This is a genomic window from Streptomyces sp. NPDC001890 (genome assembly GCF_042891445.1).
Lineage (GTDB): Bacteria > Actinomycetota > Actinomycetes > Streptomycetales > Streptomycetaceae > Streptomyces.
This window is the reverse complement of record NZ_JBIATE010000014.1, coordinates 95,855-120,178: the sequence shown is the minus strand read 5'-3', so window position 1 is coordinate 120,178 and position 24,324 is coordinate 95,855. Positions and strand designations below refer to the sequence as shown.

The window sequence follows — 24,324 nt, the reverse complement described above, 5'->3', positions numbered from 1 at the left end:
GGTGGTCCCGGCACAGCCCGTGTCAGGACCGCCGGCTCATACGTCAGTGCTGTGCGGTACGGCGCTTGCGCACGGACCACATGATGCCGCCGCCCGCCGGCAGGACGGCCACGGCCGCTCCGGCGATGACGGGAGCGGCGGACGAGGAACCCGTCTCGGCCAGGTCCGGCGAACTGGGACTCGGGGAGGCCGCGGCGGGCGCGGACGTCGAAGGCGCCTCACTGGGTGTGGCACTCGCGTCCGGTGCCTCGGTGGACGGAGACGGGGACGGCGTGCCCTCGGACGGTGTGGGCGGCGGGGTGCCGGCGTCCTCGCACACCGGCGCCTTCTTGGTCTCGTCGCGCGAGAAATTGTCGCCGTCGCCGGCCTTGACGCCGAGGTGGACCGTGAGTTCCTTGTCGTGCGCGGGCAGCTCCAGCTTCTTGTGGAACTCCTTGCCGAAGGTCTCGGTGGGCAGGAGGTCCTTGCCGTCGACAGTGACGGTCACCTGGTTGGTGACGTTGCTGTTGTAGGCGGTCAGGTCCAGGCTCACCTCTGAACAGGTCACGGCCCAGGTGGGGGTGTGAGCTGCGGCCGGGCCGGCGGAGAGCACCGCGCCGGTCAGGCCGACAACCGTGGCGGCCGCGAGCGTTCTTGCGGCGCGCAGCGATCTCCTGAGTATGGTCATGGGTTCTTCCTCCGCATGAGGGTCATCGCCCGAGTGGCGGCGGGGCGCAGAGCACTGCCCCCGCCGACACTCCACGCACCCGCCCCACGAAGCACCTGTGACACCAACTGCTCACGCACCACCACGGGTTCGGACATGGCGGGCACACCGCGGGCGGAGGAGCGAGGAGAGCGGCGTGAGCGGCGATGCCGTTGTCAGAGGCGGCGGTGCATGATGTGTAGCCCGACCAAGCCCCGTTCCGGGTGGTTGAACCCTTCCGGGAGGGTCCCGAGGATCTCGAATCCGAGCGAACGGTAGAGCGCGACGGCGTGGACGTTCGTCTCCACCACCGCGTTGAACTGCATCGCCCTGAACCCCGACGTGCGAGCCCACTCCAGGGTGTATTCGCACAAGGCCCGGCCGACGCCCTGCCCCGCGTGCTTGGGATCGACCATGTAACTGGCACTGGCGATGTGCGAGCCATTGCCCATGTGGTTGTTGTTCATCTTGGCCGTGCCGAGGACCGTCCCGTCGTCGTCGACCGCGACGACCGTACGGTTGGGGGACTCCAGGAGCCACCAGGAGCGGGCGTCCTCCTCGCCGAGATCGAGCGGGTAGGTGAAGGTCTCCCCCGCGGCAACGATTTCGTGGAAGAACGGCCAGATGGCGGGCCAGTCCTCGGTGGTGGCTTCCTTGATCAGCATGGGGTACAGAATGCCCGGTGCCGCGCTTCTTCCGCGAGCTGTTTTCCTCCGTCCGCCGGCTCTCCACCGGTCGCGCTCGGCTGGTCTCCCCATCGGTCGCGGTGGGCGCGATTCCTCCTCGTCATCCGCCCAACGGCGCACGTCCCGGTGGGGATGGCCGACGTTTCGCAGCCCTGGCCGTACGCCTGCGCAGACCGATCCGGGCGAGCAGACCGACCGCGGGCTCCGATGTGTCCGCCGGCGTCCGAACAAGACTGGGCGCCGGACCCGGCCCTGGGGTCGGGCTCGGACCGTGGATCGAACCCCAGGCCCGGCCCGGAGTCGGGCTCGGAGTCGCGCCCGGGATCGATGAGGTGGCAGGAGGGGGCGCGGGGACTGCGGCGGACTCCGGACCGCGTTCCGGATCGGCTCGGGAATCCGGCGCGGGCTCATGCTCGGCTCCCGGACAGGGGAAGGCGCGCCGGTCGCCGCCCGGACGGGGCGCCTGCCGAGCCTCCCGGGCGTTGTCCAGCTCCGTGATCAGGCTCACCCGCCGCCACAACATCTCGTCGGGTTCATCGGCCTGCATCAGACGCGCTGTGGTCTCCCGCGCCCAGACCGGCCCGGTCGGCCCGAAGGCCGGGCCGGATCGCATCCTGGCGAGGTACGCGCGTTCGTACGGGTCGTCGACCACTTCCGCCAACTGCACCGGGTCCAGCGTGTCGGCGAGCACGGCCACTCGGGCCCATGGATCCTCCATGAGGCTCAGCAGCCGTTCGACCCGGCGCGAGCGCCAGTTGACCGCACGGCAGTCGGCGCCTCCCTGCAGACGGTCACGCAGCCAGGCCGGACTCCTGCCGGTCAGGAGCTGTGATTCGCGGGCGGCGAACCCCGTGAGTTCATCGGCGAGATAGAGCCAGACGATTGCCCGGTACCGGTTGAGGTAGAAGGTGACCGGCGTGAAGCATCCCGCACGGGCGAGTTTGGTGAAGCGGTCCGGGCTGATCCCGAGCTGCTGAGCCCCCTTCGCCGTCCCGACCGTGCGCACTCTTTCGCGGAGCTCCTCCGGGAACCCGTCCTGCGACCGGAGCCGCCCGATCTCTTCGCACCCGACTCTCGGCCGCCCGCCGTCCCGCGGCACCGTCAGGCGGATCAGCCCCAGATGCACGGCGATCGCGAACTCGCCGCGCTTCAACCGGAGTTCCTGGGCGGCTGCGCCCACCGCCACCGTGCCTGCGGCAGGCATGGTCTCCGCAGGCACACCGGTGGTCTCCGTGCACACGTCTTCGGCAACAGTCATGACACTCTCCCCCGCGAGGCTCGGTCACTCTCTGTGAGCACCGTAACCCGGAAGAGATTTCGCCCGCCCGACCTGTGGATAACTCCTGCGCCCCGATCAGAGCCCCCGCTGCGATCAGAGCTGCCGCCGCCGGAATCAGAGCCCCCTCGCCCCGGTCAGCGGCGGTCGGCCTCTTCGCCCGCCGACTGCCGTGCGGCGACCCCGAGATGCTCACCGACCCGGTTGACCAGCAACGTCATCTCGTAGGCGACCTGGCCGACATCGGCCTCGGCCTCGCTCAGCACACACAGGCAGCTGCCGTCCCCTGCCGCCGTCACAAAGAGCAGTGCCTCGTCGAACTCCACCATGGTCTGCCGGGCCTTCCCTGCCCGGAAGTGGCGCCCCGACCCACGGGCCAGGCTGTGCAGCCCGGACGCGACCGCGGCGAGATGCTCGGCGTCCTCACGGGCCAGGCCCGTACTCGCCCCCGTCACCAGCCCGTCGTTCGACAGCACCAGTGCGTGCCGTATGTACTCGACCCTGTTCGTCAGGTCGTCAAGGAGCCAGTCGAGTCCCCTGTCCAGCGCCATTCCCCGCTCCTCCCCGCTCATACGTTCCCCGTGCCCCGTTGCCGTAAGCCTTGCGCACAGGTCACGCAGGGGCAAGCATTCCTTCGCCATGTGGCTTGGTCCCGGCCCCGGATCACGCGGCGGACGAGCGCCCGGGGAGGGTCAGCTCACCGAGTCGAGGAGCCGGGCGGTGTGCATCCTGCCTGCGTACTCGACCATGCGGATCAGCACCTCCTTGCCGGACTCCCGGTCGCGCGCATCGCACAGGACGACGGGTGTGCCGAGGTCGAGGTCGAGAGCGCGGGACACCTCGTGCTCGCCGTACGCGCGGGCGCCGGCGAAGCGGTTGACCGCGACGACGAAGGGAATGCGGCGGTGCTCGAAGTAGTCGACGGCCGGGAAGCAGTCCTCCAGTCGACGGGTATCGGCCAGGACGACGGCACCGAGCGCCCCCTGGGAGAGTTCGTCCCACAGGAACCAGAAGCGGTCCTGTCCCGGCGTACCGAAAAGATAGAGCGAGAGGCCGGACCTGATGGTGATCCGTCCGAAGTCCATGGCGACGGTGGTGGTGGTCTTCTGATCGACCCCGTCCGTGTCGTCGACCGACTGCCCCGCCTCGCTGAGAAATTCCTCCGTCCGCAGTGGCCGGATCTCACTGACGGCACCGACCAGTGTGGTCTTCCCGACGCCGAAGCCTCCGGCGACCAATATCTTCAGCGCGAGGGCATCGGCCCCCGCGGCCTCCCCGACCGTCTCCCCGTGTGTGTTGTCAACGTGCTCGGAAGGCATCGATCACTTCTCTCACCAGTGCGTCGCTGGGCATCGAATGCGCAGGTCGGATCCGTCTCAGGGCACTCGGATGCCAGGTTCTCCGGCCATCGCACACCCAGTTCCCGCCTGCGCAGGCCGACAGCATGGCAAAGAAGAACCCTCGCCACGGGGTGAGTTCGATTTCTTGGTGATGTGACAAGTCCGGATCATTTCGCTGCCCGGATCGGCTCACAATCGGATCGGTCCGCCATCCGGCACCTCTCCCCCGGCCATGTCCCCCGATCACCGGGGCGATGCCCGCCGCTCCCGGTCCGTCCGCTCAGGGGCCCGCGGGCGGCGGACGTCCGGCGCCTACACTGAAGGCTTCGGGTGTGAGGAATCGGGTACGAGGAATCGGGCCACGCGGACAGGGAGAGCAAGAGTGTCGAGAGCTGCCGACGGCGGTTTCGAGGATCCGCCCGCGGAGGTACTGATGGAGGCCGCGGCGGCCTTCGGCCTCCTGGCGACGCCGGCGCGGCTGCACATCGTATGGGCCCTGTCCCAGGGCGAGAGCGATGTGACCGGGCTCGCGGACCGGGTGGGCGGCACCCTTCCCTCGGTGAGCCAGCACCTGACAAAGCTCAAGCTGGCGGGTCTCGTGCGGTCCCGGCGCGAAGGCCGCCGGCAGGTGTATCTGGTCGACGATCCCGATGTGGTGACCGTCGTCCGGCTGATGGTCGGCCAGCTCGCGGAGCGTGCCGGACACACGCCCGCAAAGCCCTCACGCCTCCGTGGGCTCGGTGCCTGAGGGCAGTGCCGCCGCAGGTCCCGGCAGCACCGACGGCCTCGATGCGCCCTCCGCCGTCGTCGTACCGATAGCCGGTGCGAAGGCCGGGCGGGGCGCCGCTCCCGATGACCGTGCCGACGCCTCCACGGCTGCCGCACCGACCTCCTTGCAGGTGCTGCGCTCGCTGGACAGCGGACCGAGGGGGCTGCTTGAGCAGCAGGCCGGGGAACGGCTGGCGCGGTACGGCGAGAACACGCTGCCGGCCTGGCGCCCGGTCTCCTGGTCCCGCCGTTTCCTGCGCAGTCTGCGCGACCCGTTCACCTCGGTCCTCCTGTGTCTGGGCCTGGTCTCGGCAGCGGTGGCCTCATGGGGCACGGCGTGCGTGACGCTGGCGCTCGTGGTGGTCAGCTGTCTGCTGCGTTCCGCGGAGGAGCACCGGGCGGACCGGTCCACGGCCGCGCTGCGGGAGCTGGTGGCGACCACCGCGACCGTACTGCGCCGCTCGGGGCCGGATGCCGCGCCGCGGGCCCGTGAGCTTCCGGTCGGGGAGCTGGTGCCGGGTGATGTGATCCGGCTCGGTCCGGGCGATCTCGTACCCGCCGATGTGCGGCTGCTGCGTGCGAGCGGCCTGACCGTTCATCAGTCGGCACTCACCGGCGAGTCGGTGCCGGTCGCCAAGCGCCCCGTGGACACGCCGTCCCGGCTCCGCGCCGCCGCCGGCCCCGGAGGCGACGCCGGGGAAGGGCCGTTCGCCCGGCCGGAGCTGTGTTTCCAGGGCAGCAGCGTGGCCTCCGGCAGCGGTACGGCGGTGGTGACGGCGACGGGTGCGCAGACGCGGTTCGCCACCGCGTACGACGGTTCGGCCCGCCGCCGCGGGACCAGTGCCTTCGACCGTTCGGTGCACGGGATCTCCTGGACGCTGATCCGCTTCATGCTGCTCACCCCGCCCCTGGTGCTCATGGCCAACGCGGCGCTGCGCGGCCGCGGTCTGGAGACGCTGCCGTTCGCCGTCGCGGTGGCCGTCGGGCTGACTCCGGAGATGCTGCCGGTGATCGTCACGACGGCACTGGCCAGGGGTGCTTCGCTGCTCGCCAGGGACCATGGGGTGATCGTCAAACGGCTGCCCGCACTGCACGACCTCGGCGCGATCGATGTGCTGTGCGTGGACAAGACCGGAACCCTCACCCAGGACCGGCCGGTCGTCGACAGTTCGCTGGACATGTCGGGCCGCTCCGATCCCGAGGCACTGCACTGGGCCGCGGTCAACGCGCTGTGGACGCTCCAGCTGGCCGATCTGCCCGCCCCCGACGCACTGGACGAGGCGGTCCTCGACGCGGCCGAGCAGCGGGAGGAGCCACTGTCCGCGTACGAGGGCGTCGCCGCGCTTCCGTTCGATCCGGTGCGCCGCCTCGCCACCGCGGTCGTCCGCCGCCCCGGCAGGCTCGGCGTCCACACTCTCGTGACCAAGGGGGCCGTCGAGGCGGTGCTCGAACGGTGCTCGCTGGAGGAGGCCGAACGGATCCGGCTGGGCGAACTCGCCGCCCGTGAGACCGCGGGCGGTCTACGGTTGATCGCCGTGGCCCGCACCGAGCGCCCGGCCCGGCAGCGTGCGTACTCCACGGCCGACGAGAGGGGGCTGACGTTCCTCGGCTTCGTCACTCTGCGGGACGCGCTCACACCGAGCGCGTCGGACGCCCTGGAAGCGCTCGACGACCGGGGCATCACCGTCAAGGTCCTCACCGGTGACGCTCCTGGCACCGTCGCCCGCACCTGCCGGGATCTCGGACTCGATCCGGGCGAGGTCATGTCCGCGGAGCGGATCGACGCGCTGTCGGACGAGAGGCTCGCGGAGGCCGCCGACGGGGTCACGGTCTTCGCCCGCTGCACGCCGGAACACAAGGCCCGGATCGTGTCGGCGTTGCGCGCCGCCGGGCGGACCACGGGGTTCCTCGGTGACGGGGTCAACGACCTCCCCGCGATGCACACTGCGGACGTCGGCATCTGTCCGCGCAACGCGGTCGACGTGGCGCGGGAGACCGCGGACGTGGTCCTCGCCGAAAAGGACCTCGCGGCCATCGATCACGCGATCACCGCGGGCCGCCACTCCAGCGGGAACATCGCCACGTATCTGCGCATCACGCTCTCGTCGAACCTCGGCAACGTCATCGCGATGCTCGCCGCGGGGCTGATGCTGCCGTTCCTGCCGATGCTTCCGGCACAGGTCCTGGTGCAGAATCTGTGCTTCGACGCGGCGCAGCTCGCGTTCACCTACGACCGGCCCGCGTCCGAGGTGCTGCGTTGGCCCACGGCGCTGCGTCCTCGCGACTTCCTCCACTTCATCACGGGCTTCGGTCTGCTGAACGCCACCGCCGACCTGGCGACGTTCACCGTGCTGGCCGTCGCCCTGCACGGTTCCGCGACGTCGGGCGGGCAGGAGGCCTTCCACTCGGGATGGTTCACCGAGAACCTGCTGACCCAGGCCCTGGTGATGCTGCTGCTCCGGACGGGCGGGCGGGTTGTCGGCGGTCACGGCGGCGGTCCGCTGCGGGTGGCCGCGTGCGGTCTCGCCGTGGTGGGCCTGCTGCTGCCGCTCACCCCGCTCGGCGGGCTGCTGGGCATGAGCGCGCTGCCGCCGCTCTATTACCTGTTGCTGGCGACGGTGCTGGCGCTGTACTCATACGGCTTGCGGGCTGCCCGGACCCGCTACGAGCAGAAGTGGAGCCGGTCGTGACCCCGTCGCACCCCTACCGTCCCGGGCCCGGCATCGAGTCCGGTACCAGTACCGGTACCGGTACCGGTAACGGTCTCCACGGTGTGCCGGTGGCGCGTGCCCGTCGGGCCACGCTCGACGACGTGCCCGCGTTGGTCCGGCTGCGCGGGCTGATGCTGGACGGGATGGGGGTGGAGACGGGCGGCCCGGACGCGCCGTGGCGGGCGGCCTCCGCGCAGTGGTTCGCCGAGCGGCTGCGCCGGCCGGACCTGTTCGCCGCGTTCCTGGTCGACGATCCGGTGCTCGGCGTCGTCGCCAGTGCGGTCGGGACGTGCGACGAGCACGCCCCCGGCCCGGCGAACCCGAGCGGTCTGCAGGGGCACGTCTCCAATGTCAGCACCGACCCCCGACGGCGCCGTCGGGGTCATGCCCGGATCTGCCTCGACGCCCTGCTCACCTGGTTCCGCGAGGAGGCCGGGGTCACGGTGATCAATCTGAACGCCACCGAGGACGGGGCCGCGCTGTACGAGTCGTACGGCTTCGCGGCCCCCCGTCACCCGGCGTTGCAGCTCCGGACGGCCGGGCCGTCGCGCTGAGCCACGCCGTCGCGCTCCTGATGGCCGGTCAGCCGTACGAGAGGTCCGCGCACGGGTCGTCGTCGGCCGACCGGGCCTCGTCGGCGACGTGGGACGGAAGGGTGGAGGAGGTCGGCGCCCCGGGTGAGGCCGAGGGGTTCCGCGCGTAGGAACTGCCCAGGACCACCTGGATTCCTGCGGTGCCGGACGCCGTCGTCCGTGCCCCCGCGAAGAGCCGCGCGGTGGTTTCCGCCTCGTTCCGCAGTCCGGGCCCGTACTCGATCACGGTCGAGGTGTGGTCCTGGCTGCTCGCGGTGGCCGTGGTGGTGACGGTGAAGTCCCGGGAGCGCAGGAACTCGGCAGCCTGGGCGGCGAGTCCCTGGACCGTGGTTCCGTTGTAGACGGCGACGCTGATTCCCTTGCCGGAGACCGGAGCGTCCGCCGCAGGCGACGCCGGGCGGCTGTCCTTCCCGTCGCCCCTGTCCGAGGACCTGCCCGGTCCCTTGCCGCTGGCGTCCCTGCCGTCGACCGTGCGGTCGGCCTTGAGCGCGGCCCAGAGCGCGTCCGCGTCCGGCTCGACGATCGCGACGCGGGCCCCCTCGTAACGCCAGGGCACGGTCACGAACTTGGTGTTGTGCAGGTCGACCTTCTTCATCGACAGGGCGAACGACAGCAGCCGGTCGGCCGATCCGAGCCCGGGGTCGACGGTCATCGCGTCGGTGGCCGCGTTGGCCAGGGGAAGGAGCGTGGTGGGGTTCATTCCCCGGGACTTGACCCTCTTGATGAGGGAGGCGACGAAGGCCTGCTGCCGTTTGATACGCCCTATGTCCGAGCCGTCGCCGATGCCGTGCCGCAGCCGGACGTAGTCGAGTGCCTGCTGACCGGAGACGGTCTGCGGGCCCTTCGTGAAGATTTTTTCCCCTCGGGTGGTGCGCTTCGGGCTGAGGTCGCGCTGGTAGATGTCCTGGGGCAAACAGACCGGGACGCCGCCGACGGCCGAGGTCAGCGCGGAGAATCCGGCGAAGTCGATGACGACGGTGTGGTCGACGCGCAGGCCGGTGAGGTGTTCGACGGTGTTCTGGGTGCAGGCCGGGTTCCCTTCGGCCGTCTCCCCCACCGAGAACGCCCCGTTGAACATCACGTCGTGCTGGGGGGCGGTCCACTGGCCGCCGGGCCCCTTGCAGGCCGGGATGTCGACCAGCGCATCACGCGGAATGGACACGGCGACCGCGTGCTCGTGGTCGCCGTACACATGGAGGAGGAACGCGGTGTCCGAGCGCCCCACGGCGCCGGTGCCGCCGCCGAGTCCGCTGTTGTCGCCCGAGCGCGAGTCCGATCCGATGACCAGGACGTTCTGCCCCTGTGAGGAACCGGGCGGCCGGTCGTCGGAGATGCCGTCCGCGCTGAAGGTGTCGATGCTGCCGCCGAGTTTGAGGTAGCCCCACCCGACGCCCGCGACCAGCAGGACGAGGAACGACAGCCCGAACACGGCTGTCCGGCGCAGGCGGGCGGCCCTTCCCCTGCCCGCTCCCGCATTACGACTTCCCGTCATCGGCCACCCCGTCCGTCCGGTTCCCATGGGGGAAGACGTGCTCCACCACCCCATGGTTGTACAGTTGCGCAATGTAGCAAGTATTGATGTCCGGGCGGATCATCGGACCTGCCTACAGCCAGCTTGAAGCACTGTCCGCGAACTCCGGGCGAAAACTCCGGCCAGAACACCGAAAGGAAGGGCGGGACATACATGTTGCGCAACGGCCTCGAACCCTGGCATCTGTTGATCCTGGCGATCGTGGTGATCGTCCTGTTCGGTTCGAAGAAGCTGCCGGACGCGGCCCGAGCCCTGGGAAAATCCATGCGGATCCTGAAGAGTGAGGCGAAGGCCATGAAGGAGACCGATGTACAGGTACCCCGTGCCGACCCACCCGCCTAGGGCACCGAGCCACCAACGTACGGCACGTCACGCGGACGTTCACTTCAAGGCTTGCGCAAGCGAGGGAACCATGGTCACGGCGCCGTCGTTGACCAGGGGGCGGCCGCAGCAGCGCCGTTCGCCGAACCGCTGGACCACTGGATCAATGGAGGATGTTCATGGGTGTGACCCTGGCCAAGGGCGGCAACGTCTCCTTGTCGAAGGAGGCACCCGGCCTGACCGCAGTGACGGTCGGCCTGGGCTGGGACGTACGGACGACGACGGGCGCGGACCACGACCTGGACGCGAGCGCGCTGCTGTGCTCGGACGCGGGCAAGGTCCTCTCCGATCTGCACTTCGTCTTCTACAACAACCTGACGAGCCCGGACGGTTCGGTCCAGCACACCGGCGACAACCTGACCGGTGAGGGCGACGGCGACGACGAGTCCATCAATGTGGACCTGTCGGCCGTCCCGTCGGACGTGGCCAAGATCGTCTTTCCGGTCTCCATACATGACGCGCAGAGCCGTGGGCAGAGCTTCGGCCAGGTCCGCAACGCGTTCATCCGCGTGGTGAACCGGGCGAACGGCGTCGAGCTGGCCCGTTACGACCTCAGTGAGGACGCGTCGACGGAGACCGCCATGGTCTTCGGCGAGCTGTACCGGCACGGTGCGGAGTGGAAGTTCCGCGCGGTCGGCCAGGGTTACGCCTCGGGCCTGGCCGGCATCGCTTCCGACTACGGCGTCAACGTCTGACCCGGGCGAAACCCCGCGTACAACGGGCACGGGCTCTGCTCCCCCTCCGCCGGAGCGGGTGGCAGGGCCCGTGCGGCCCGCCCGCTCGGCGACCCGGCGGCTCGGTGCGCTTCTACAGGGCCCGCAAGCCGTTGATCACCTCACGCAGGATGTGCTCGTCGGGCAACTGCGCGGGCGGAACGGGACGGCTGACGCGTACGCGGCCCGCTTCCAGCAGGTCGCCGAGGAGTACGCGGACGACGCCCACGGGAAGGTCCGCATCGGCCGAGAGTTCCGCGACGGACTGGGTTCGCGACCGGCAGAGCGTGAGCAGGGCCCGGTGTTCGGGGCCGAGATGGCGCCCCTCCGGTGGGTCGGTCGGTGCGTTGTCGTCGAGGGTGACGAGCGCGATCAGGTCGAACCGCACCCCGCTGGGGCCCGGTTCGGTCCGGCCGCCCGTCACCGCGTACGGACGCACCAGTGGGCCGGCCTCGGCGTCGTACCACTGGCTGCCCGGAAGCAGGCAGGATCCCTGAAGCAGCGGGGTGTCTCCCGGGCCGTCATCGTTCATGGGCACGGCCTCCTCCGCCCGCTCAGCCGGCCGTCGGCGGGGGTGCGGCGAACCGCGCCGGGGTACGGAGATGCTCGCCGACGCGTTTGACGAGCCGGGCCATCTCGTAGGCGACCAGGCCGATATCGGCGAAGGCCGTACTGAGCACGGCGAGGCACGATCCGTCGCCGGCCGCCGCCACGAACAGGAAACCCTCGTCCATCTCGACCATGGTCTGTCGTACGTCCCCGGCCTCGAAGTGGCGACCCGCGCCCTTGGCGAGGCTGTGGAATCCGGAGGCCACCGCGGCGAGATGATCGGCGTCCTCCCGGCTGAGCGCGTTGGAGGCGCCCACGGCAAGGCCGTCGTTGGAGAGCACGACAGCGTGCCGGACCTCGCCGACCCGGTTCACCAGGTCGTCCAGCAGCCAGTCGAGTTCGCCGGAGGCATGGCGCCCGGTGCCCCTCTCGTTCGCGATCATTCAGGGTCTCCTTCGGTGCGTGGACGCGGGTCTGTGGCATCGGGCCGGGGCGCGGACGTGCCGGGAACCGTTCCGCCGCCGCGCAACCACCCGTTGCGGTAGGCGGTCATCCGCTCCCTGGCCTGCTCGGGGGTGAGGCGCGGAGGCCGGACGATGCCGTCAGGGTCCTCGCCGGGCGGTGGTTCGCCGGGACGGGGTTCTTCGCGGAGCTGCGGAACGAGACTGGCCTGCCGTACCCGGCGCGGCAGCGTGTCCTCGTCGGGCGGCGGTTCCGTGCGGGACAGGGCACCGGAGGGCTGGTCCGCTCGACCAGGACGGCTGCGCAGCGCGGTGACGGTGGCGGTGGCGGGGCCGGAGAGGGACCCCGGATCGCGAGCGGCGTCGAGCGCGGGTGCATGCGCCGGTGGTGGAAAGGCGGTGGTCGTCGGCCGGGCGGCACGGGCGCCAGGGCTCGTGGGGGAGCCTGTGCCGGGACCGAAGGGCGGACGGTCGTGGGCGTCTTCGCGTCGGCCCATGGCGTTCCGCTCGGCGTCCGGGTCTCCGGCGGGCGGGCGCCCGGCGGGCGGCAGCGCGCTCTGCAGCAGTGCGGTGGGCAGCAGCACCACCGCGGTCGTGCCGCCGTACGCGGACGTACGCAACTGGACCTTGATGTGGTGCCGCACGGCGAGCCTGCTGACGACGAAGAGTCCGAGCCGGTCGCTGTCGAAGAGATCGAGCGCCTCGGCCTGCTCGATGCGTCGGTTCGCCACGCCGAGCAGTTCCTCGCCCATGCCGAGACCTCGGTCCTCGATCTCCAGGGCGTAGCCGTTGCCCACGGGTTCGCCGCTGATGCGTACCTTGGTGTGGGGCGGTGAGAACTGTGCGGCGTTCTCGATGAGTTCGGCGAGCAGATGGGTGAGGTCGGCCACGGCTGTGCCCTGCACGGCGGCGTCGGGAAGCTGCCGTATCTCGGTCCGGGCGTAGTCCTCGATCTCGGACACGGCGGCCCGTACGACGTCGGTCAGCGGTACGGGCATCCGCCAGGCGCGCCCCGGTGCCGCGCCGGACAGGATGATCAGGCTCTCGGCGTGCCGCCTCATCCTGGTGGTGAGGTGGTCCAGCCGGAAGAGATCGCTCAGCTCGTCGGGGTCGTCGGCGCGGCGTTCCATGGTGTCGAGCAGGTTGAGCTGGCGGTGGACCAGCACCTGGCTGCGCCGGGCCAGGTTGACGAAGACTCCGGAGATGCCGTCGGCGAGTTCGGCCCGTTCGACGGCTGCGCCGAGGGCCGCCCGGTGCACCGTGCCGAGGGCCTCGGCGACCTGGGCGATCTCGTCGTGGGCGGCCGGGCCCTGCGGGGCCTCGGCGCCGATGTCGAGCTCCTGACCTGAGCGCAGTCGTTGCATGGCCCGGGGCAGCTTGCGGCGGGCGATCTCCAGGGCGCCGTTGCGGAGGCCGACGAGTTCGACGACGAGCGCCCGGCCGATGCGTACAGAGATCACCAGGGAGGCCGTGACGGCTACGCAGCCGAACAGGACGGCGGCTCCGGACGGGGTGAACAGTCCTCGGGCGAGCGGGGTCGAGCGACCTGCGGTGTTCTGGGCGGCGGTGATCTGAAGGGTGCGGGCCTCGGTCCGGACTCGTTCGACCGCCCGTTCCCAGTCGTCGGCCGGTACGGCCCGCGCGGCCCCGCGTCCGGCGGATGCGGCGAGCACCTTGTCCTCGGCGGCCCGGACCTGCCGGTGGGCGGGGCCTGTGGTGAGGCGCTGCCAGGCGGCGCGTTCGGGGGCGGGGAGGTCCGTTCCCGCGGTCTCGGTGAGGTTTCTGCGGGTCTCCACCGCGCCGGTGAACAGGCGCAGTTGGGTGCCCTTGAGCGTTCCGGTGCGGGCGGCGGCGGTCAGCAGGGCGTCCTCACGGGCCAGCATCTCGTCGGCGCGCGCCAGTTCGAGCGGCACGCGGGCGTCGGAGCCGCCGGCGTCGTCCTGGACCGCGGTGAGTGCGCCGGAGACTCCCAGGGCCGCGGCGACGGCTTCGGTGTACCGGTCGTACACGGCGCTCGCGTCGCTCGCGGCGCCGTCGGCCTGTCCGTCGGCTCGTCCAACGGTGCGCAGGTTCCGGGTGAGGCCGAGGAAGCCGTCGAGCCGGTCGGCGACCTCGGACGGGACGTTGCCGGTGTCGGCGATGGTGTGGCCGCTGTCGAGCCTCAGGGCTGCGAGTGCCTGGTCGGTGCGTCGGACCCGGCGTTCCAGCAGTGCGGCCTGGGCGCTGCTGGGCGCGGCGCTCTGGAGCACGGCTTCCCGGCGTTCGCTCTGGAGCGCCGCGACCGCGGTGGAGATGGGGGCCCGGACCTCGTCGTCGACCTGCTCCAGCCGGCGCAGGCGTGCCACGTCCTGGGCGGTGGTGACGGTGGCGAATCCCCACAGGGCGAGCAGCGAGACCACGGGCACCATCAGCAACGAGATGATCTTCGCGCGTACGGTCCTGGGGCGCAGGGTCCACCGGTCTCGCGGCGCGGGCGGGGCCGGTGTCCGCAGCGGCCGCAGGTCGTGCTCGGTGCTCTCGTCGGCCGGTGGGCCCGCGTGTGCGCGGCGGCCTCGCGGTGGCTGGGCAGTGGCCGGCTCACCGGGTTCCGGGGTCGTGCGGGGTGGGCGCATGGCCTCCTCGTTCCGAGTGTGGGTGCTGGGTGTGTCGCGGTTTCCGGGCGACGGATGACGCCGGTTCCAGGGGCGGGCGGTACGCCGATTTCAGGGGCGGGTGGTACGCCGGTCCCAAGGGCTGGAGACGGGCCGGGATGCGGGCGAGTTTTCAGGGGCCCCGAGGCCGCCGCGCCGTGACCGGAAGGTGGCGCCGCGCCCGGTGAAGCCCTGTGGGGCAGTGATGGGGTCCGGGTCAGCGGGTGTTTCGGTGCGTTCGGCGAAGGCGTAGGCGGCGCGCTCCCCGGCGGTCGGAGAAAGTGCGACGAATGCCGAGGTCAGGAAGAGGTACGAGCCGAGTCCTACGGCCAGGGGGAAGATGAACTGCATGGTGGTGGCGCCGGGCAGGCCCTCCCCGGAGGGTGCGACCCGTACGGAGACCGCGAACATTCCGGTGTAGTGCATGCTGCTGACCGCGGCGCCCATGACGAGGGAGGCCGGCGCGACGGCCCGGGACGACTTGATGTTGAGTGCGGCCCACAGCGCCGCGGTCGCCGCCGCGACCGCGATGGCGACGGAGAGCGCGACCCGCAGCGGGTCGTAGTGGACCGTGCCGTGCAGACGAAGTGCCGCCATGCCGAGGTAGTGCATGCTGGCGACGCCGAGTCCGGTGGCGAGCCCGCCGAGCAGCAGTGCCCTGGTCCGGTCGCGGCCGTAGCCGACGGCGAAGACACCGCCGCCGACCACCACCATGGCGCCGAGCAGACTGAGGAGGGTCAAGGGTACGTCGTAGCGGATGTCCGTTCCGCTCACTCCGAATCCGAGCATCGCGACGAAGTGCATGGTCCAGATGCCCGAGCCGATGGCGGACGCAGCCGTGATCAGCCAGTTGCGGCGCGAACGGCCGGTCGAGTCGAGAGCGCGCACGGTGCAGCTCAGGCCGAGAGCCGCGCCGACGCACGCCATGACGTACGACAGCGCGGGTGTCAGCCAGCCGAAGGAGGCGTGGTCCAGGTGTCCCATGGACCGGGGACGCTAGCCGCGATGGAGGCGCGCGCCAGGGGCGCATTTCGAAACTGCCGGAATATGACAGAGAGAGGTTGCCGAACGATCGGCCAGAGCTCGAACACCCACCTCATTTCCCGACGTTTCGCTCCGTTTCGCTCCATCGGCAACTACGCGATCATGTCTGTATGACCGATGACCACACACACGTCCAGGAGTTCTTCGCAGCCCGCGCGGCGGGCTGGGACGCCCGCTTCCCGGACGACGGGCCCGCCTACGACGCGGCCGTCGGCGCCCTCTCGCTGCACCCGGGCGACGCGGTGCTCGACGCCGGCTGCGGCACGGGACGGGCGCTTCCCGCCCTGCGGGCGGCGGTCGGGCCGCGGGGCACGGTCGTGGGCGTGGACCTGACGTTGGCGATGCTGGAGAAGGCCGTACGGGCGGTTCACTCCACCGGCGCGTCGGAACGCCGGTTGTGCGGGATCGGGCAGCCTCCGACGCCCGGGACCGGGAACGTCCCCAGCCCGGAGACCTCGTAGCCGTCCGGATATCCCTTGATCTCCGGGTTCTGCCGGGCGTAGTGCGGGGTGGAACGCGGCGACAGGAGACGCACCGCGCGCGCCCTCAGCCGCAGCGCACCGTGCGTGAGCTTGCGGGCCGCTGCGCCGGGGCGTTCGTACCGGAAGGCGCGCAGCAGGGAGTCGTCGAGCAGCGCGAGGGCGAACTTCCGCGCGACGGGGGCCAGCGGGCGCGGGTACCAGGAGCTCATCAGGTCCAGCGTGGCGTCGGAGACGCTGCGTCCCCCTTCGTCCCAGCCGAAGTGTTCGGCCTCGTAGGCGTCGAGGGTGCGCTCGAACTCCTCGTACGTCTGCGGCAGTTCCTTGATGCCCATGTGCGCGCCCAGGACCCGGTAGTAGGCGGCGAACGCCCGCAGTTCGTGATCGGAGAGCCGGCGCCAGCCGTAGGAGTCGAGCCAGCGCTTCGGGGTGACGACGAAGGTGCACAGCACATAACGCATGTCGTCGTTGCTGATGTCGTAGCTGCGGTGCATCTGGTTGATCCGGCGGAGTGCCGTACGCCCCGCATCGCTCTCGAAGCCGTGTTCCAGAACGGTGTCGAGGAGCAGCGCGGTGTCGTCGTACCGCTTCTGCGAACGGTCGGTCAGCTCGGCGGTCCGAGCGAGGAGTCGGCCGATACTGGGTACGGCATAGGTGCGGTACAGGGCCAGTTCGAGCGCTCTGGTGATGTCCCAGGGAAACTCGTAGGTGGCCGTGATCCGGTAGATTCGAAGGAAGTCCCGCTCCGGATCGAGACGCTGGATCTCCCTCAGTCGGTCGTACCGCTTCACCGCACTGCCCCCTTGTATCGGCGCCGAAGGTCCAACCCTACGTCGACGGGGAACACCGCAAACAGGTACGGCATGTCACGCACTCAGAGTTCCTCGGGAAGGCGGTCCCCATGATCGACATAATCGGCAGCCTGCGGAAGGTCGTCACCTCCGACCGGAAGGAGGACCGGCCCGCAGCGCCCTCCAAGGAGGACCGGCGCAAGCAGCACAACCTCTTCGAGGCGGCCGCCACCTTCGTCTCGGCATCCGTGGAGGAGGATCAGCCACGGATCGACGAGGCGAGTGGCTGGGTGTCACCCGAGGCGCTCTCCTTCGGCGTCAGTGAACTGGCCTGCCGAGCCGTCATCGCGCTGGCCCGCGAGCGCGGCGAATCGCCCGAGACCGTGGCCCGAACCCTGCTGGGGCTGCCCGTGCAATGACGGGCGCCGTCCGGCCGCGCGCGGGCCCGACATCCTGCCTTGTCAGGGCCTCGACGAGTGGGTTACTCACTCGTTAAGGTGCGCCGACGGACAACGACGACGGACGAGGAGAGCGCCGTGACTGCGCCGAACGACACGGTCGCCGACGACGACGCGCTGTATGTGCTGACCGCCGTGCTGCTGACACCGGCGCAGTTCCCGAGCGTCCTCGCCGACGACTACCCGGCCGCATGCGCGACGCTCGCCCTCGAACCGTACGCCGAGGGATACGGGCTGGTTCTCGGCCAGGACGGCAGTGGCGCGCGGTGGACCGTGGTCGTCGATGACGTATCGCTGGTGGCCGTCGCGATCGCGGCCTGGGACTGCGGCATGGAGTACGACCTCTCTCCCGACGACCGTTCGGTGGTCTGCGCGCTGCCGGGCTGGCCTCTCCCGGTGGCGGTCGCCGCTCCGGGCGTGGCCGCGCCGCACGATCCGCTGCCGGATCCGGAGGCCGAGGGCACCGAGCCGGCGCCGCTGGCCCCGCCCGACACCGAGTCGTGGGGACCGGCCCAGCGACGTATGGGCGCGGACGAGATAGCGCACCGGTGGAGCGCGTGGCGCGAGCAGATCGATGACGAGACCGCCTTCACCAGCCCGCCGGGCGCGGAGAGCCCGAGGGCCGAGGCGGGGACCGGGAGCGAGGGCACGACCGGAGCCACGCCTGGAGCCGAGGCCGCCGCCGAGGCCGGGTCCGAGTCCGGATCCGAACCCGGGTCCAGGTCCGGATCCGAACCCGACCCTCACCCTGAAGCAGAGGTTCAGGGTGAGGTGGGCGCCGAATCCGGATCCGGGAGCGGCGGGCCCGACGACAGTGCCGCGAGCCCACCCACGCAAGCACCTTCGGGAGTGCACCCCGGTGTGCGGCGGGCGCTCGCCGAGGCACACGCCTACGTCGACACCCCGCCGCCACCCGGCCGTGTCAGGTCCTCCTTCGCCACGGGCGACGCACGGATGCTGCGCGCCGACGGCCCCGGCTGGTCCCTCGTCGCCCGGACCGACGACATCGCGTTCATCCTGCTGGACGAGGAGCCGGGAGAGGTGCTGCCGGTCGGGCGCGGTCCCGAACTGCCGGGGCTCCTGAAAGCTCTGGACGCGCTCGCGGTACGGCCGGCCTGAGATCCGTTCCGCGGGCTCGGCAGGGGCACCGACGGTCGGACCCCTCGGTGCCCTGCCGCCTCAGCGGCCTATTTCCTTGCGGGTGATCCTGCGGAGCCTGCGTCGCTGACTGGGGTCCAGCAGCAGATACGCAACGGCCGGAACTCCGATCAGGACGAGCAACGACAGCCAGAAGCCGATGAACGGCATCAGGATGACCGCTACGACCACTCCCCCGATGGCGATCTTCGCGCTGTTCGACATCGCCCACGCCTCCTTCGCGGCCCGGAGCCGCTCCTGTTGTGAGAACGCGTGTCCGGGCCCATCGGTTCCAGCAGGTCAAGAACTCATCTCAGGGGCTCGCCGACCTCATGCATGTGGTGCAGTGCCTGCCGATAGGACTCGATCAGTCCGGTCTCCGCGTACGGCATCCCCAGTGATGCGCAGTGGGCGCGCACCATGGGCTGCGCCAGGCGCAGGTGCGGCCGGGGCATGCTCGGGAAGAGGTGGTGCTCGATCTGGTAGTTGAGCCCGCCGAGGAACCAGTCGGTGAGGATGCCGCCGCGTACGTTCCGCGAGGTGAGGACCTGGCGCTGGAGGTGGCCCCAGCGTTCGCCGTCGGGGTCCGGCATCTCCATTCCCTTGTGGTTCGGAGCGAAGGCCATGCCCAGGTGGAGCCCGAACAGCGCGTGGTGGACGAGCGCGAAGGCGATGGCCTTGCCCGGGGACATCACGGTGAGCAGCAGCGTTGCGTAGAGGCCCAGGTGGGCGACCAGGAGCAGCGCCGAGAGGGCTCGTTCCCGGGCGGGCTGCTTTCGCAGGTACTGGAATCCGGAGATCTTCAGCGCGATGCCTTCCAGGAGCAGCATCGGGAAGAAGAGCCGGGCCTGGTTCCGGGTGAGCCAGCGGGCGAAGCCCTCACGCTGGGCCGCCTGCTTCTGCGTCCAGACGAGGGCGCCGACGCCGACGTCCGGGTCCTTGTCGATGTGGTTGGGATTGGCGTGATGGCGTACGTGCTTGTCGTTCCACCACGCCTCGTTCATGCCGAGCAGCAGGTTGGCGTGCACGAGACCGATGGCCCGGCCCGCGCCGCGGCCGCCGGTTATCTGGGCGTGCCCGGCGTCGTGCCCGACGAACGCGGTGCGCGACCAGAAGATCGCGAGCGGCAGCGCGAGGAGCAGGGTCCACCAGGTGTCGCCGAGGAGGACCATGCCGGTGATCACGGCGCCCAGGGCGACCAGATTGACGACGATGCCTGCGGCGTACCACCCGGTTCGCCGCTCCAGGAGGCCCTGCCCCTTCACGGCCCGCAGCAGGGGCGCGAAGTCGCTTCCCTGAACCGGAACGGTTCCGGTTCCGGTTCCAACTCCGACTCGCGCTCCGGCTGCGGCTCCGGCGGCACCTCCCGCGCTGTCCGCACCGTCACGGGTACCCTCCGCTGCGGTGGCTGTGGCCTGGGGCATGACGTCTCCGGTCTCTGGAAAGCTGCGCTGACCTGTAGAAACGTAGGGCGGCCGGGTGTCCGGCAACCATGGCGCCACCACCCGGGATCTCCGGGGGTATACCCCCTCCCCCGACGGGGGTGCTGACCACACCCAGGGGTGCACCATGCCCCCTGGCTCACGCACGGCCCGGCGCCCCGGCGGATCAAGATGTGTCCTGGATCACGAAGAATCCGCTCACGACCCATGGCACCGGTGGGGTACCCTCGGCGACCCGACCCCCACTAGTCAAATTTGAGGAATTCGGCATCACTGTGCAAAGACTCCCTGCGGCAACGCTCACCGAGATCTCCGCACTCTCCGCCTGCTCCGTGGTCTTCCTGCCCGGGGATCCCTCCCGTACCGGCCGCTTCGCCTTCTGGTACCCGGACGGCAGCAGCCCGCCCGACGGTCCCGGATCCGTGGAGGAACTGGCCGTCGTCGGCGCCGACGCGCGAGTGTACGTTGTACCGGCACGGTTGCTTCCGGTCCGCGACGCGCTGCCCGTGCTGACGCGCGCACGCTCCTCTGCGCATGCCTCCGACGCGGCGGCCTTCTGGGGTGCGGCCGCCCTCCTCGCACTCCAACTCGCCGCCCGGGGCCTGCTGCTGCCGGGGCTCAGCGCCACGGATCACGATGCCTGGCGGGCCGGTCCGCTGACCGCGGAGGACCAGTCACGGATCCGCACGCTCGCCGCCTCGATGCCACCCCTCGCCCACGCGGTGCCGCTCGACGGGGCCGCGGAGCCCGTACTGCTGCCCGAGCCCGAGCGGCTGCTGCGCGCGTTCCTCGACGCGGTGGCGGACGGCCTGCCCCGCACTCCCGCCGCGTCGATCGCAGGCGGCGGCCGGGCCTTCACCGTCGATGAACCGCAGCATCTGCCCGGCCATCGGGCCTGGGTCACCGACGTCGCGGCCGGGCACGACGCGGGTGTCCGGCTCTCGCTGCGGGTGGAGGCGTCCGGGCTCACCGCTCCGGACAAGGACGGCGAGCCGTCCGCCGGTCCCTCCTTCCGGGCGGTCCTCCAGGTCCACAGTGTCAGCGATCCGACACTGGTCGCCGACGCGGCCGAGGTCTGGGCGGGCGGCGCGGACACCGCCGCGGCGTTCGGGCCGCGTGCCCGGATGGACGTCCTGCCGGCGCTGCGCCGGGCGGCCCGTGCCTGGCCACCGCTGTCTCCGCTGTTGTCCGCCGCGGTGCCCGACTCCGTCGAGCCGGACGACGACGAACTCGCCGAACTCCTCGGCCCGGCCGGACGGGCACTGGCCGCAACCGGGGTCCAGGTGCACTGGCCCAAGGAGCTGGCCCGCAAACTCACCGCCCGCGCGGTGATCGGTCCGCCCGACGGCGAGGAGAACGACGAGGAGCGCGAGGGGGTCGCCCGTACCGGCTCCGAGGCCCCGCCGCTCCTGTCGGCCGATGCGCTGCTGGCGTTCGACTGGTGGTTCGCGCTGGGTGACCAGAGGCTCAGCCGCGCCGAGCTGGACCGCCTTGCCGAGGCCAATCGGCCGGTGGTGCGGTTGCGGGACCAGTGGGTGCTGATCGACCCCGAGGAGGCCCGGCGGGCCCGTGAGACCCGGGACCGCAAGGTCACACCGATCGATGCGCTGGGCGCGGTCCTGACCGGTTCCACCGAGGTCGACGGCCGGCGGGTCGAGGTCCGGGCCACCGGCTGGCTGGAGCAGTTGCGCCGTCGGCTGGCCGACCCGGAGGCGGCCGGGCAGCAGGGCGAGCCGCAGCCGGTCGGCCCGCCCGAGGCGCTCGACGCCACCTTGCGCGACTATCAGCTGCGCGGTCTGAACTGGTTGCACACCATGACCTCGCTCGGTCTCGGCGGCTGCCTCGCCGACGACATGGGGCTCGGCAAGACCATCACGCTGATCGCGCTGCATCTGCACCGCCAGAGCATCGAATCGGCCGTCGGGCCGACGCTGGTGGTCTGCCCGACCTCCCTCATGGGGAACTGGCAGCGGGAGATCGAGAAGTTCGCGCCGGGTACGCCGGTGCGCCGCTTCCACGGCGGATCGCGCAGCCTCGCCGAGCCGGCCGACGGCGAGTTCGTGCTCACCACGTACGGCACCATGCGGCTCGACGCGGCGAAGCTCGCCGGGATCCGGTGGGGTCTGGTGGTCGCCGACGAGGCCCAGCACGTGAAGAACCCGTACTCGGCGACGGCCAAGCAGCTGCGGACGATCGGCGGACGGGCCAGGGTGGCGCTCACCGGCACTCCGGTGGAGAACAACCTCTCCGAGCTGTGGGCGATCCTCGACTGGACGACGCCGGGTCTGCTGGGCCGGCTCAGCACCTTCCGTACCCGCTACGCGCGGACCGCGGAAGGCGGGGATCCGGCGGCTGCCGAGCGGCTCGCGGCTCTGGTGCGGCCGTTCCTGCTGCGACGGCGCAAATCCGATCCGGGCATCGCACCGGAGCTGCCGCCGAAGACCGAGACGGACCGCACGGTGTCCCTGACGGCGGAACAGACCGGGCTGTACGAAGCGGTGGTGCGCGAGACGCTGGAAGCCATCTCCGGCGCCGACGGCTTCGCCCGACGCGGTCTCGTCGTCAAGCTGCTGACGGCGCTGAAGCAGATCTGCAACCACCCGGCGCAGTATCTGAAGGAGAACGAGCCCCGGATCGCGGACCGTTCGGGAAAGGTCGAGCTGCTGGACGAGCTGCTCGACACGATCCTGGCGGAGGAGGCGAGCGTGCTGGTGTTCACCCAGTACGTGCAGATGGCCCGGCTGCTCGAAGAGCACCTGGCGGCACGTGGGGTGCGCACGCAGTTCCTGCACGGCGGGACGCCCGTCGCGGAGCGCGAGGCAATGGTCAACCGCTTCCAGGCGGGCGAGGCCCCGGTCTTCCTGCTGTCGTTGAAGGCGGCCGGCACGGGGCTCAATCTCACCCGGGCCGGTCATGTCGTGCACTTCGACCGCTGGTGGAACCCGGCGGTCGAGGCCCAGGCCACCGACCGCGCGTACCGGATCGGCCAGACCCAGCCGGTGCAGGTGCACCGGCTGATCGCCGAGGGCACCATCGAGGACCGGATCGCCGGCATGCTGGCCCGCAAGCAGGGGCTCGCGGACGCGGTGCTCGGCTCCGGCGAGGCAGCGCTGACCGAACTGACCGATGCGGAACTGGCCGATCTGGTGGAGTTGCGAGGGGGCGCACGATGAGCGACGGACACGAGTACGGCAGCGACCGCTACGACGGCGGCGAGTACGAGAGCGACGGCCGGGGCCAAGCCGCTCCGAGTCAGGAACGGACCTTCGCCGCCCTCCCTCCCGCGCACGGCCGCGGTTTCGCACGGTCCTGGTGGGGCCAGGCATGGCTGAAGGCCCTGGAGGACACCGCGCTGGACGGCCAGCAGCTGAAGAAGGGGCGCAGGTTCGCCCGCGAGGGCCGGGTCGGTGCGGTCTCCGTGCGGCCCGGCCGGATCACCGCGGTGGTCCGCGACGGGGACTCGTCCACGTACCGCAGCGACGTACTGCTCCAGGAGTTGACCGAGGCGGACTGGGAGCGGTTCCTCGAAATGGCCGTCGAGCGGGCCGGGCACATCGCGGCGCTGCTGGACCGGGAGATGCCGCCGCACCTGGTGGAGGACGCGGCGGCGGCCGGGGTGGAGCTGCTGCCGGGGATCGGCGATCTGGACCCGGAGTGCACCTGTGACGCGTGGGACCACTGTCCGCACACGGCTGCGCTGTGCTACCAGGTGGCGCGGCTCCTGGATCAGGACCCGTTCGTTCTGCTGCTGATGCGGGGGCGCGGTGAGCGGCGGCTGCTGGACGAGCTCCAGGTGCGGATAGCGGCCCGCGCCGAGGGGCACGGGGTGTCCGGTCCGGCCGACGGGACGGAGACCGCGGCGGCGAAGGCCGACGAATGGGGTGTACGGGCGGACGAGGCGTTCGCCGCCCGGGACATCCTGCCCCCGTTGCCCGATCCCCCTCCGCTGCCCGCGGAACCGGGATCGGCGCCGTCCCTGGACGCGGAGACCGAACCGCAGGCCGGTATCGATCCGGCGGCACTGGAGATGCTGGCGACGGACGCTGCGGCACGCGCCCACCGGATGCTGGCCGACGCGCTCTCGCCCGGCCATGAACAGCAGCCGCTGCCGCTCGGGCTGACCGCGCATCAGGATGCCTTGCGGCTGGCCGCGGAGGCCCGGCCCGAGCCCTGGATCGTGAATCGGCTGGCGGCCGGTTCGGGGCGGCGAGGGGCGGAGCTCGACGCGGCGGTGCGGGCCTGGCGGTACGGCGGGGCGGCGGCGCTGGCCGTGCTCGAAGAGGAGTGGACACCCGATCCGGAGCATCTGGCCAGGGCGCGGGCCCGGCTCGCCGAGGCGTGGGAGGAGGGCGAGCGGCCCCGGCTGCGGTCTGCGGGCAATCGCTGGACCGCGGTGGAGGGTGGCGCGCAGCTCCGGTACGGACGCGACGGGCGCTGGTGGCCGTACCGCAAGGAGGGCGGGCGCTGGGTCCCGGCCGGTCCGGCGGACGACGACCCGGCGGCCGCGCTGGCCGGCTCGGGCGTCTCGGAGGACTGAGCCCCGCTCGTACGGCCGGCGAGGCCGATCGGCAACGGGCGAGGCTGATCGGCAACGGGCGGGACCGCGCGAGGCAACGGGCGGGACCGAGCGAGGCGAAAGCAGAACGGGG

The 24,324-nt window shown here is 71.2% G+C and carries 22 protein-coding genes and 1 pseudogene; 10 read left to right on the top strand and 13 right to left on the bottom strand.

Annotated features, from left to right (window positions below; genetic code table 11):
• Window positions 1-43: 43 nt before the first annotated feature.
• The 5 genes from ACFYY1_RS28200 to ACFYY1_RS28180 all read right to left on the bottom strand — a co-directional run bounded on the left by ACFYY1_RS28200 (window position 44) and on the right by ACFYY1_RS28180 (window position 3,966).
• Complete coding sequence (locus tag ACFYY1_RS28200; RefSeq protein ID WP_388590596.1) at window positions 44-667, bottom strand: LAETG motif-containing sortase-dependent surface protein; 624 nt, start codon at window positions 665-667, stop codon at window positions 44-46.
• A gap of 194 nt (window positions 668-861) precedes the next feature.
• Window positions 862-1,350, bottom strand: coding sequence for a GNAT family N-acetyltransferase (locus tag ACFYY1_RS28195; RefSeq protein WP_388590594.1), 489 nt, complete (start codon window positions 1,348-1,350; stop codon window positions 862-864).
• Between the two features lie 121 nt (window positions 1,351-1,471).
• Window positions 1,472-2,629: a DUF6397 family protein gene (locus ACFYY1_RS28190; RefSeq protein ID WP_388590592.1), complete on the bottom strand. Its 1,158-nt coding sequence runs from the start codon at window positions 2,627-2,629 to the stop codon at window positions 1,472-1,474.
• Between the two features lie 155 nt (window positions 2,630-2,784).
• Complete coding sequence (locus ACFYY1_RS28185; RefSeq protein ID WP_388590590.1) at window positions 2,785-3,198, bottom strand: roadblock/LC7 domain-containing protein; 414 nt, start codon at window positions 3,196-3,198, stop codon at window positions 2,785-2,787.
• Window positions 3,199-3,339: 141 nt separating this feature from the next.
• Complete coding sequence (locus tag ACFYY1_RS28180; RefSeq protein ID WP_388590588.1) at window positions 3,340-3,966, bottom strand: ATP/GTP-binding protein; 627 nt, start codon at window positions 3,964-3,966, stop codon at window positions 3,340-3,342.
• A 454-nt stretch (window positions 3,967-4,420) separates the two neighbouring features.
• Between ACFYY1_RS28180 and ACFYY1_RS28175 the strand changes: the two genes are divergently transcribed.
• The 3 genes from ACFYY1_RS28175 to ACFYY1_RS28165 all read left to right on the top strand — a co-directional run bounded on the left by ACFYY1_RS28175 (window position 4,421) and on the right by ACFYY1_RS28165 (window position 8,020).
• Window positions 4,421-4,735 carry an ArsR/SmtB family transcription factor gene (locus tag ACFYY1_RS28175; RefSeq protein ID WP_388590747.1) on the top strand — a complete coding sequence of 105 codons (315 nt, stop codon included), beginning with the start codon at window positions 4,421-4,423 and terminating at the stop codon, window positions 4,733-4,735.
• On the top strand, window positions 4,719-7,445 hold the full coding sequence (mgtA, locus tag ACFYY1_RS28170) for a magnesium-translocating P-type ATPase (RefSeq protein WP_388590586.1): 2,727 nt from the start codon (window positions 4,719-4,721) through the stop codon (window positions 7,443-7,445). Before ACFYY1_RS28175 ends, mgtA begins: the two co-directional genes overlap by 17 nt.
• Before the next feature lie 89 nt (window positions 7,446-7,534).
• Entirely contained in the window at window positions 7,535-8,020 is a 486-nt protein-coding gene (locus tag ACFYY1_RS28165; protein ID WP_388590584.1) for a GNAT family N-acetyltransferase, read from the top strand.
• Window positions 8,021-8,048: 28 nt separating this feature from the next.
• Here ACFYY1_RS28165 and ACFYY1_RS28160 read toward each other — a convergent pair whose 3' ends face one another.
• Window positions 8,049-9,551, bottom strand: coding sequence for an LCP family protein (locus ACFYY1_RS28160; RefSeq protein WP_388590583.1), 1,503 nt, complete (start codon window positions 9,549-9,551; stop codon window positions 8,049-8,051).
• A 192-nt stretch (window positions 9,552-9,743) separates the two neighbouring features.
• Between ACFYY1_RS28160 and tatA the strand changes: the two genes are divergently transcribed.
• On the top strand, window positions 9,744-9,932 hold the full coding sequence (gene tatA / locus ACFYY1_RS28155) for a Sec-independent protein translocase subunit TatA (protein ID WP_388590581.1): 189 nt from the start codon (window positions 9,744-9,746) through the stop codon (window positions 9,930-9,932).
• Between the two features lie 158 nt (window positions 9,933-10,090).
• Entirely contained in the window at window positions 10,091-10,666 is a 576-nt protein-coding gene (locus ACFYY1_RS28150; protein WP_388590580.1) for a TerD family protein, read from the top strand.
• Between the two features lie 112 nt (window positions 10,667-10,778).
• On the opposite strand, the gene ACFYY1_RS28145 is transcribed toward ACFYY1_RS28150, so the two are convergent.
• The 4 genes from ACFYY1_RS28145 to ACFYY1_RS28130 all read right to left on the bottom strand — a co-directional run bounded on the left by ACFYY1_RS28145 (window position 10,779) and on the right by ACFYY1_RS28130 (window position 15,308).
• A complete protein-coding gene (locus ACFYY1_RS28145; RefSeq protein WP_388590578.1) occupies window positions 10,779-11,216 on the bottom strand; it encodes a DUF742 domain-containing protein in 438 nt (145 codons plus the stop codon).
• A 22-nt stretch (window positions 11,217-11,238) separates the two neighbouring features.
• Window positions 11,239-11,676, bottom strand: a complete 438-nt coding sequence (locus ACFYY1_RS28140) for a roadblock/LC7 domain-containing protein (protein ID WP_388590576.1) — start codon at window positions 11,674-11,676, stop codon at window positions 11,239-11,241.
• Window positions 11,673-14,306, bottom strand: coding sequence for a nitrate- and nitrite sensing domain-containing protein (locus tag ACFYY1_RS28135; RefSeq protein WP_388590575.1), 2,634 nt, complete (start codon window positions 14,304-14,306; stop codon window positions 11,673-11,675). The genes ACFYY1_RS28140 and ACFYY1_RS28135 overlap by 4 nt, the downstream gene beginning before the upstream one ends.
• A gap of 90 nt (window positions 14,307-14,396) precedes the next feature.
• Window positions 14,397-15,308 (bottom strand): MHYT domain-containing protein, encoded by a 912-nt coding sequence (locus ACFYY1_RS28130; RefSeq protein WP_388590574.1) that lies wholly within the window; start codon window positions 15,306-15,308, stop codon window positions 14,397-14,399.
• Window positions 15,309-15,478: 170 nt separating this feature from the next.
• Between ACFYY1_RS28130 and ACFYY1_RS28125 the strand changes: the two are divergent.
• A pseudogene (locus ACFYY1_RS28125) lies at window positions 15,479-15,733 on the top strand (class I SAM-dependent methyltransferase); the annotation flags it as partial.
• A 2-nt stretch (window positions 15,734-15,735) separates the two neighbouring features.
• On the opposite strand, the gene ACFYY1_RS28120 reads toward ACFYY1_RS28125, so the two are convergent.
• A complete protein-coding gene (locus ACFYY1_RS28120) occupies window positions 15,736-16,638 on the bottom strand; it encodes an oxygenase MpaB family protein (RefSeq protein WP_388590573.1) in 903 nt (300 codons plus the stop codon).
• A gap of 110 nt (window positions 16,639-16,748) precedes the next feature.
• On the opposite strand from ACFYY1_RS28120, the gene ACFYY1_RS28115 reads away from it, so the two are divergent.
• Together ACFYY1_RS28115 and ACFYY1_RS28110 are read left to right on the top strand one after the other, a co-directional pair.
• The gene (locus ACFYY1_RS28115) at window positions 16,749-17,057 is read left to right on the top strand and encodes a hypothetical protein (protein WP_388590571.1); all 309 of its coding nucleotides are present in this window, start codon (window positions 16,749-16,751) and stop codon (window positions 17,055-17,057) included.
• A 117-nt stretch (window positions 17,058-17,174) separates the two neighbouring features.
• Window positions 17,175-18,215, top strand: a complete 1,041-nt coding sequence (locus tag ACFYY1_RS28110) for a hypothetical protein (RefSeq protein ID WP_388590570.1) — start codon at window positions 17,175-17,177, stop codon at window positions 18,213-18,215.
• 60 nt (window positions 18,216-18,275) lie between these two features.
• On the opposite strand, the gene ACFYY1_RS28105 is transcribed toward ACFYY1_RS28110, so the two are convergent.
• Window positions 18,276-18,458, bottom strand: coding sequence for a hypothetical protein (locus tag ACFYY1_RS28105; RefSeq protein ID WP_148832927.1), 183 nt, complete (start codon window positions 18,456-18,458; stop codon window positions 18,276-18,278).
• A gap of 83 nt (window positions 18,459-18,541) precedes the next feature.
• Window positions 18,542-19,657, bottom strand: coding sequence for a fatty acid desaturase family protein (locus ACFYY1_RS28100; RefSeq protein ID WP_388590568.1), 1,116 nt, complete (start codon window positions 19,655-19,657; stop codon window positions 18,542-18,544).
• 293 nt (window positions 19,658-19,950) lie between these two features.
• Between ACFYY1_RS28100 and ACFYY1_RS28095 the strand changes: the two genes are divergently transcribed.
• Complete coding sequence (locus ACFYY1_RS28095) at window positions 19,951-22,848, top strand: DEAD/DEAH box helicase (RefSeq protein ID WP_388590567.1); 2,898 nt, start codon at window positions 19,951-19,953, stop codon at window positions 22,846-22,848.
• Entirely contained in the window at window positions 22,845-24,212 is a 1,368-nt protein-coding gene (locus ACFYY1_RS28090; protein ID WP_388590566.1) for an SWF or SNF family helicase, read from the top strand. Before ACFYY1_RS28095 ends, ACFYY1_RS28090 begins: the two co-directional genes overlap by 4 nt.
• The last annotated feature ends 112 nt before the right edge of the window (window positions 24,213-24,324 follow it).

Coding starts and splice junctions, on each gene's coding strand:
- ACFYY1_RS28200 (WP_388590596.1), bottom strand. CDS start 667: ATGACCATACTCAGGAGATCGCTGCGCGCCGCAAGAACGCTCGCGGCC.
- ACFYY1_RS28195 (WP_388590594.1), bottom strand. CDS start 1,350: ATGCTGATCAAGGAAGCCACCACCGAGGACTGGCCCGCCATCTGGCCG.
- ACFYY1_RS28190 (WP_388590592.1), bottom strand. CDS start 2,629: ATGACTGTTGCCGAAGACGTGTGCACGGAGACCACCGGTGTGCCTGCG.
- ACFYY1_RS28185 (WP_388590590.1), bottom strand. CDS start 3,198: ATGGCGCTGGACAGGGGACTCGACTGGCTCCTTGACGACCTGACGAAC.
- ACFYY1_RS28180 (WP_388590588.1), bottom strand. CDS start 3,966: ATGCCTTCCGAGCACGTTGACAACACACACGGGGAGACGGTCGGGGAG.
- ACFYY1_RS28175 (WP_388590747.1), top strand. CDS start 4,421: ATGGAGGCCGCGGCGGCCTTCGGCCTCCTGGCGACGCCGGCGCGGCTG.
- ACFYY1_RS28160 (WP_388590583.1), bottom strand. CDS start 9,551: ATGACGGGAAGTCGTAATGCGGGAGCGGGCAGGGGAAGGGCCGCCCGC.
- tatA (WP_388590581.1), top strand. CDS start 9,744: ATGTTGCGCAACGGCCTCGAACCCTGGCATCTGTTGATCCTGGCGATC.
- ACFYY1_RS28150 (WP_388590580.1), top strand. CDS start 10,091: ATGGGTGTGACCCTGGCCAAGGGCGGCAACGTCTCCTTGTCGAAGGAG.
- ACFYY1_RS28145 (WP_388590578.1), bottom strand. CDS start 11,216: ATGAACGATGACGGCCCGGGAGACACCCCGCTGCTTCAGGGATCCTGC.
- ACFYY1_RS28140 (WP_388590576.1), bottom strand. CDS start 11,676: ATGATCGCGAACGAGAGGGGCACCGGGCGCCATGCCTCCGGCGAACTC.
- ACFYY1_RS28135 (WP_388590575.1), bottom strand. CDS start 14,306: ATGCGCCCACCCCGCACGACCCCGGAACCCGGTGAGCCGGCCACTGCC.
- ACFYY1_RS28130 (WP_388590574.1), bottom strand. CDS start 15,308: ATGGGACACCTGGACCACGCCTCCTTCGGCTGGCTGACACCCGCGCTG.
- ACFYY1_RS28115 (WP_388590571.1), top strand. CDS start 16,749: ATGATCGACATAATCGGCAGCCTGCGGAAGGTCGTCACCTCCGACCGG.
- ACFYY1_RS28105 (WP_148832927.1), bottom strand. CDS start 18,458: ATGTCGAACAGCGCGAAGATCGCCATCGGGGGAGTGGTCGTAGCGGTC.
- ACFYY1_RS28100 (WP_388590568.1), bottom strand. CDS start 19,657: ATGCCCCAGGCCACAGCCACCGCAGCGGAGGGTACCCGTGACGGTGCG.
- ACFYY1_RS28090 (WP_388590566.1), top strand. CDS start 22,845: ATGAGCGACGGACACGAGTACGGCAGCGACCGCTACGACGGCGGCGAG.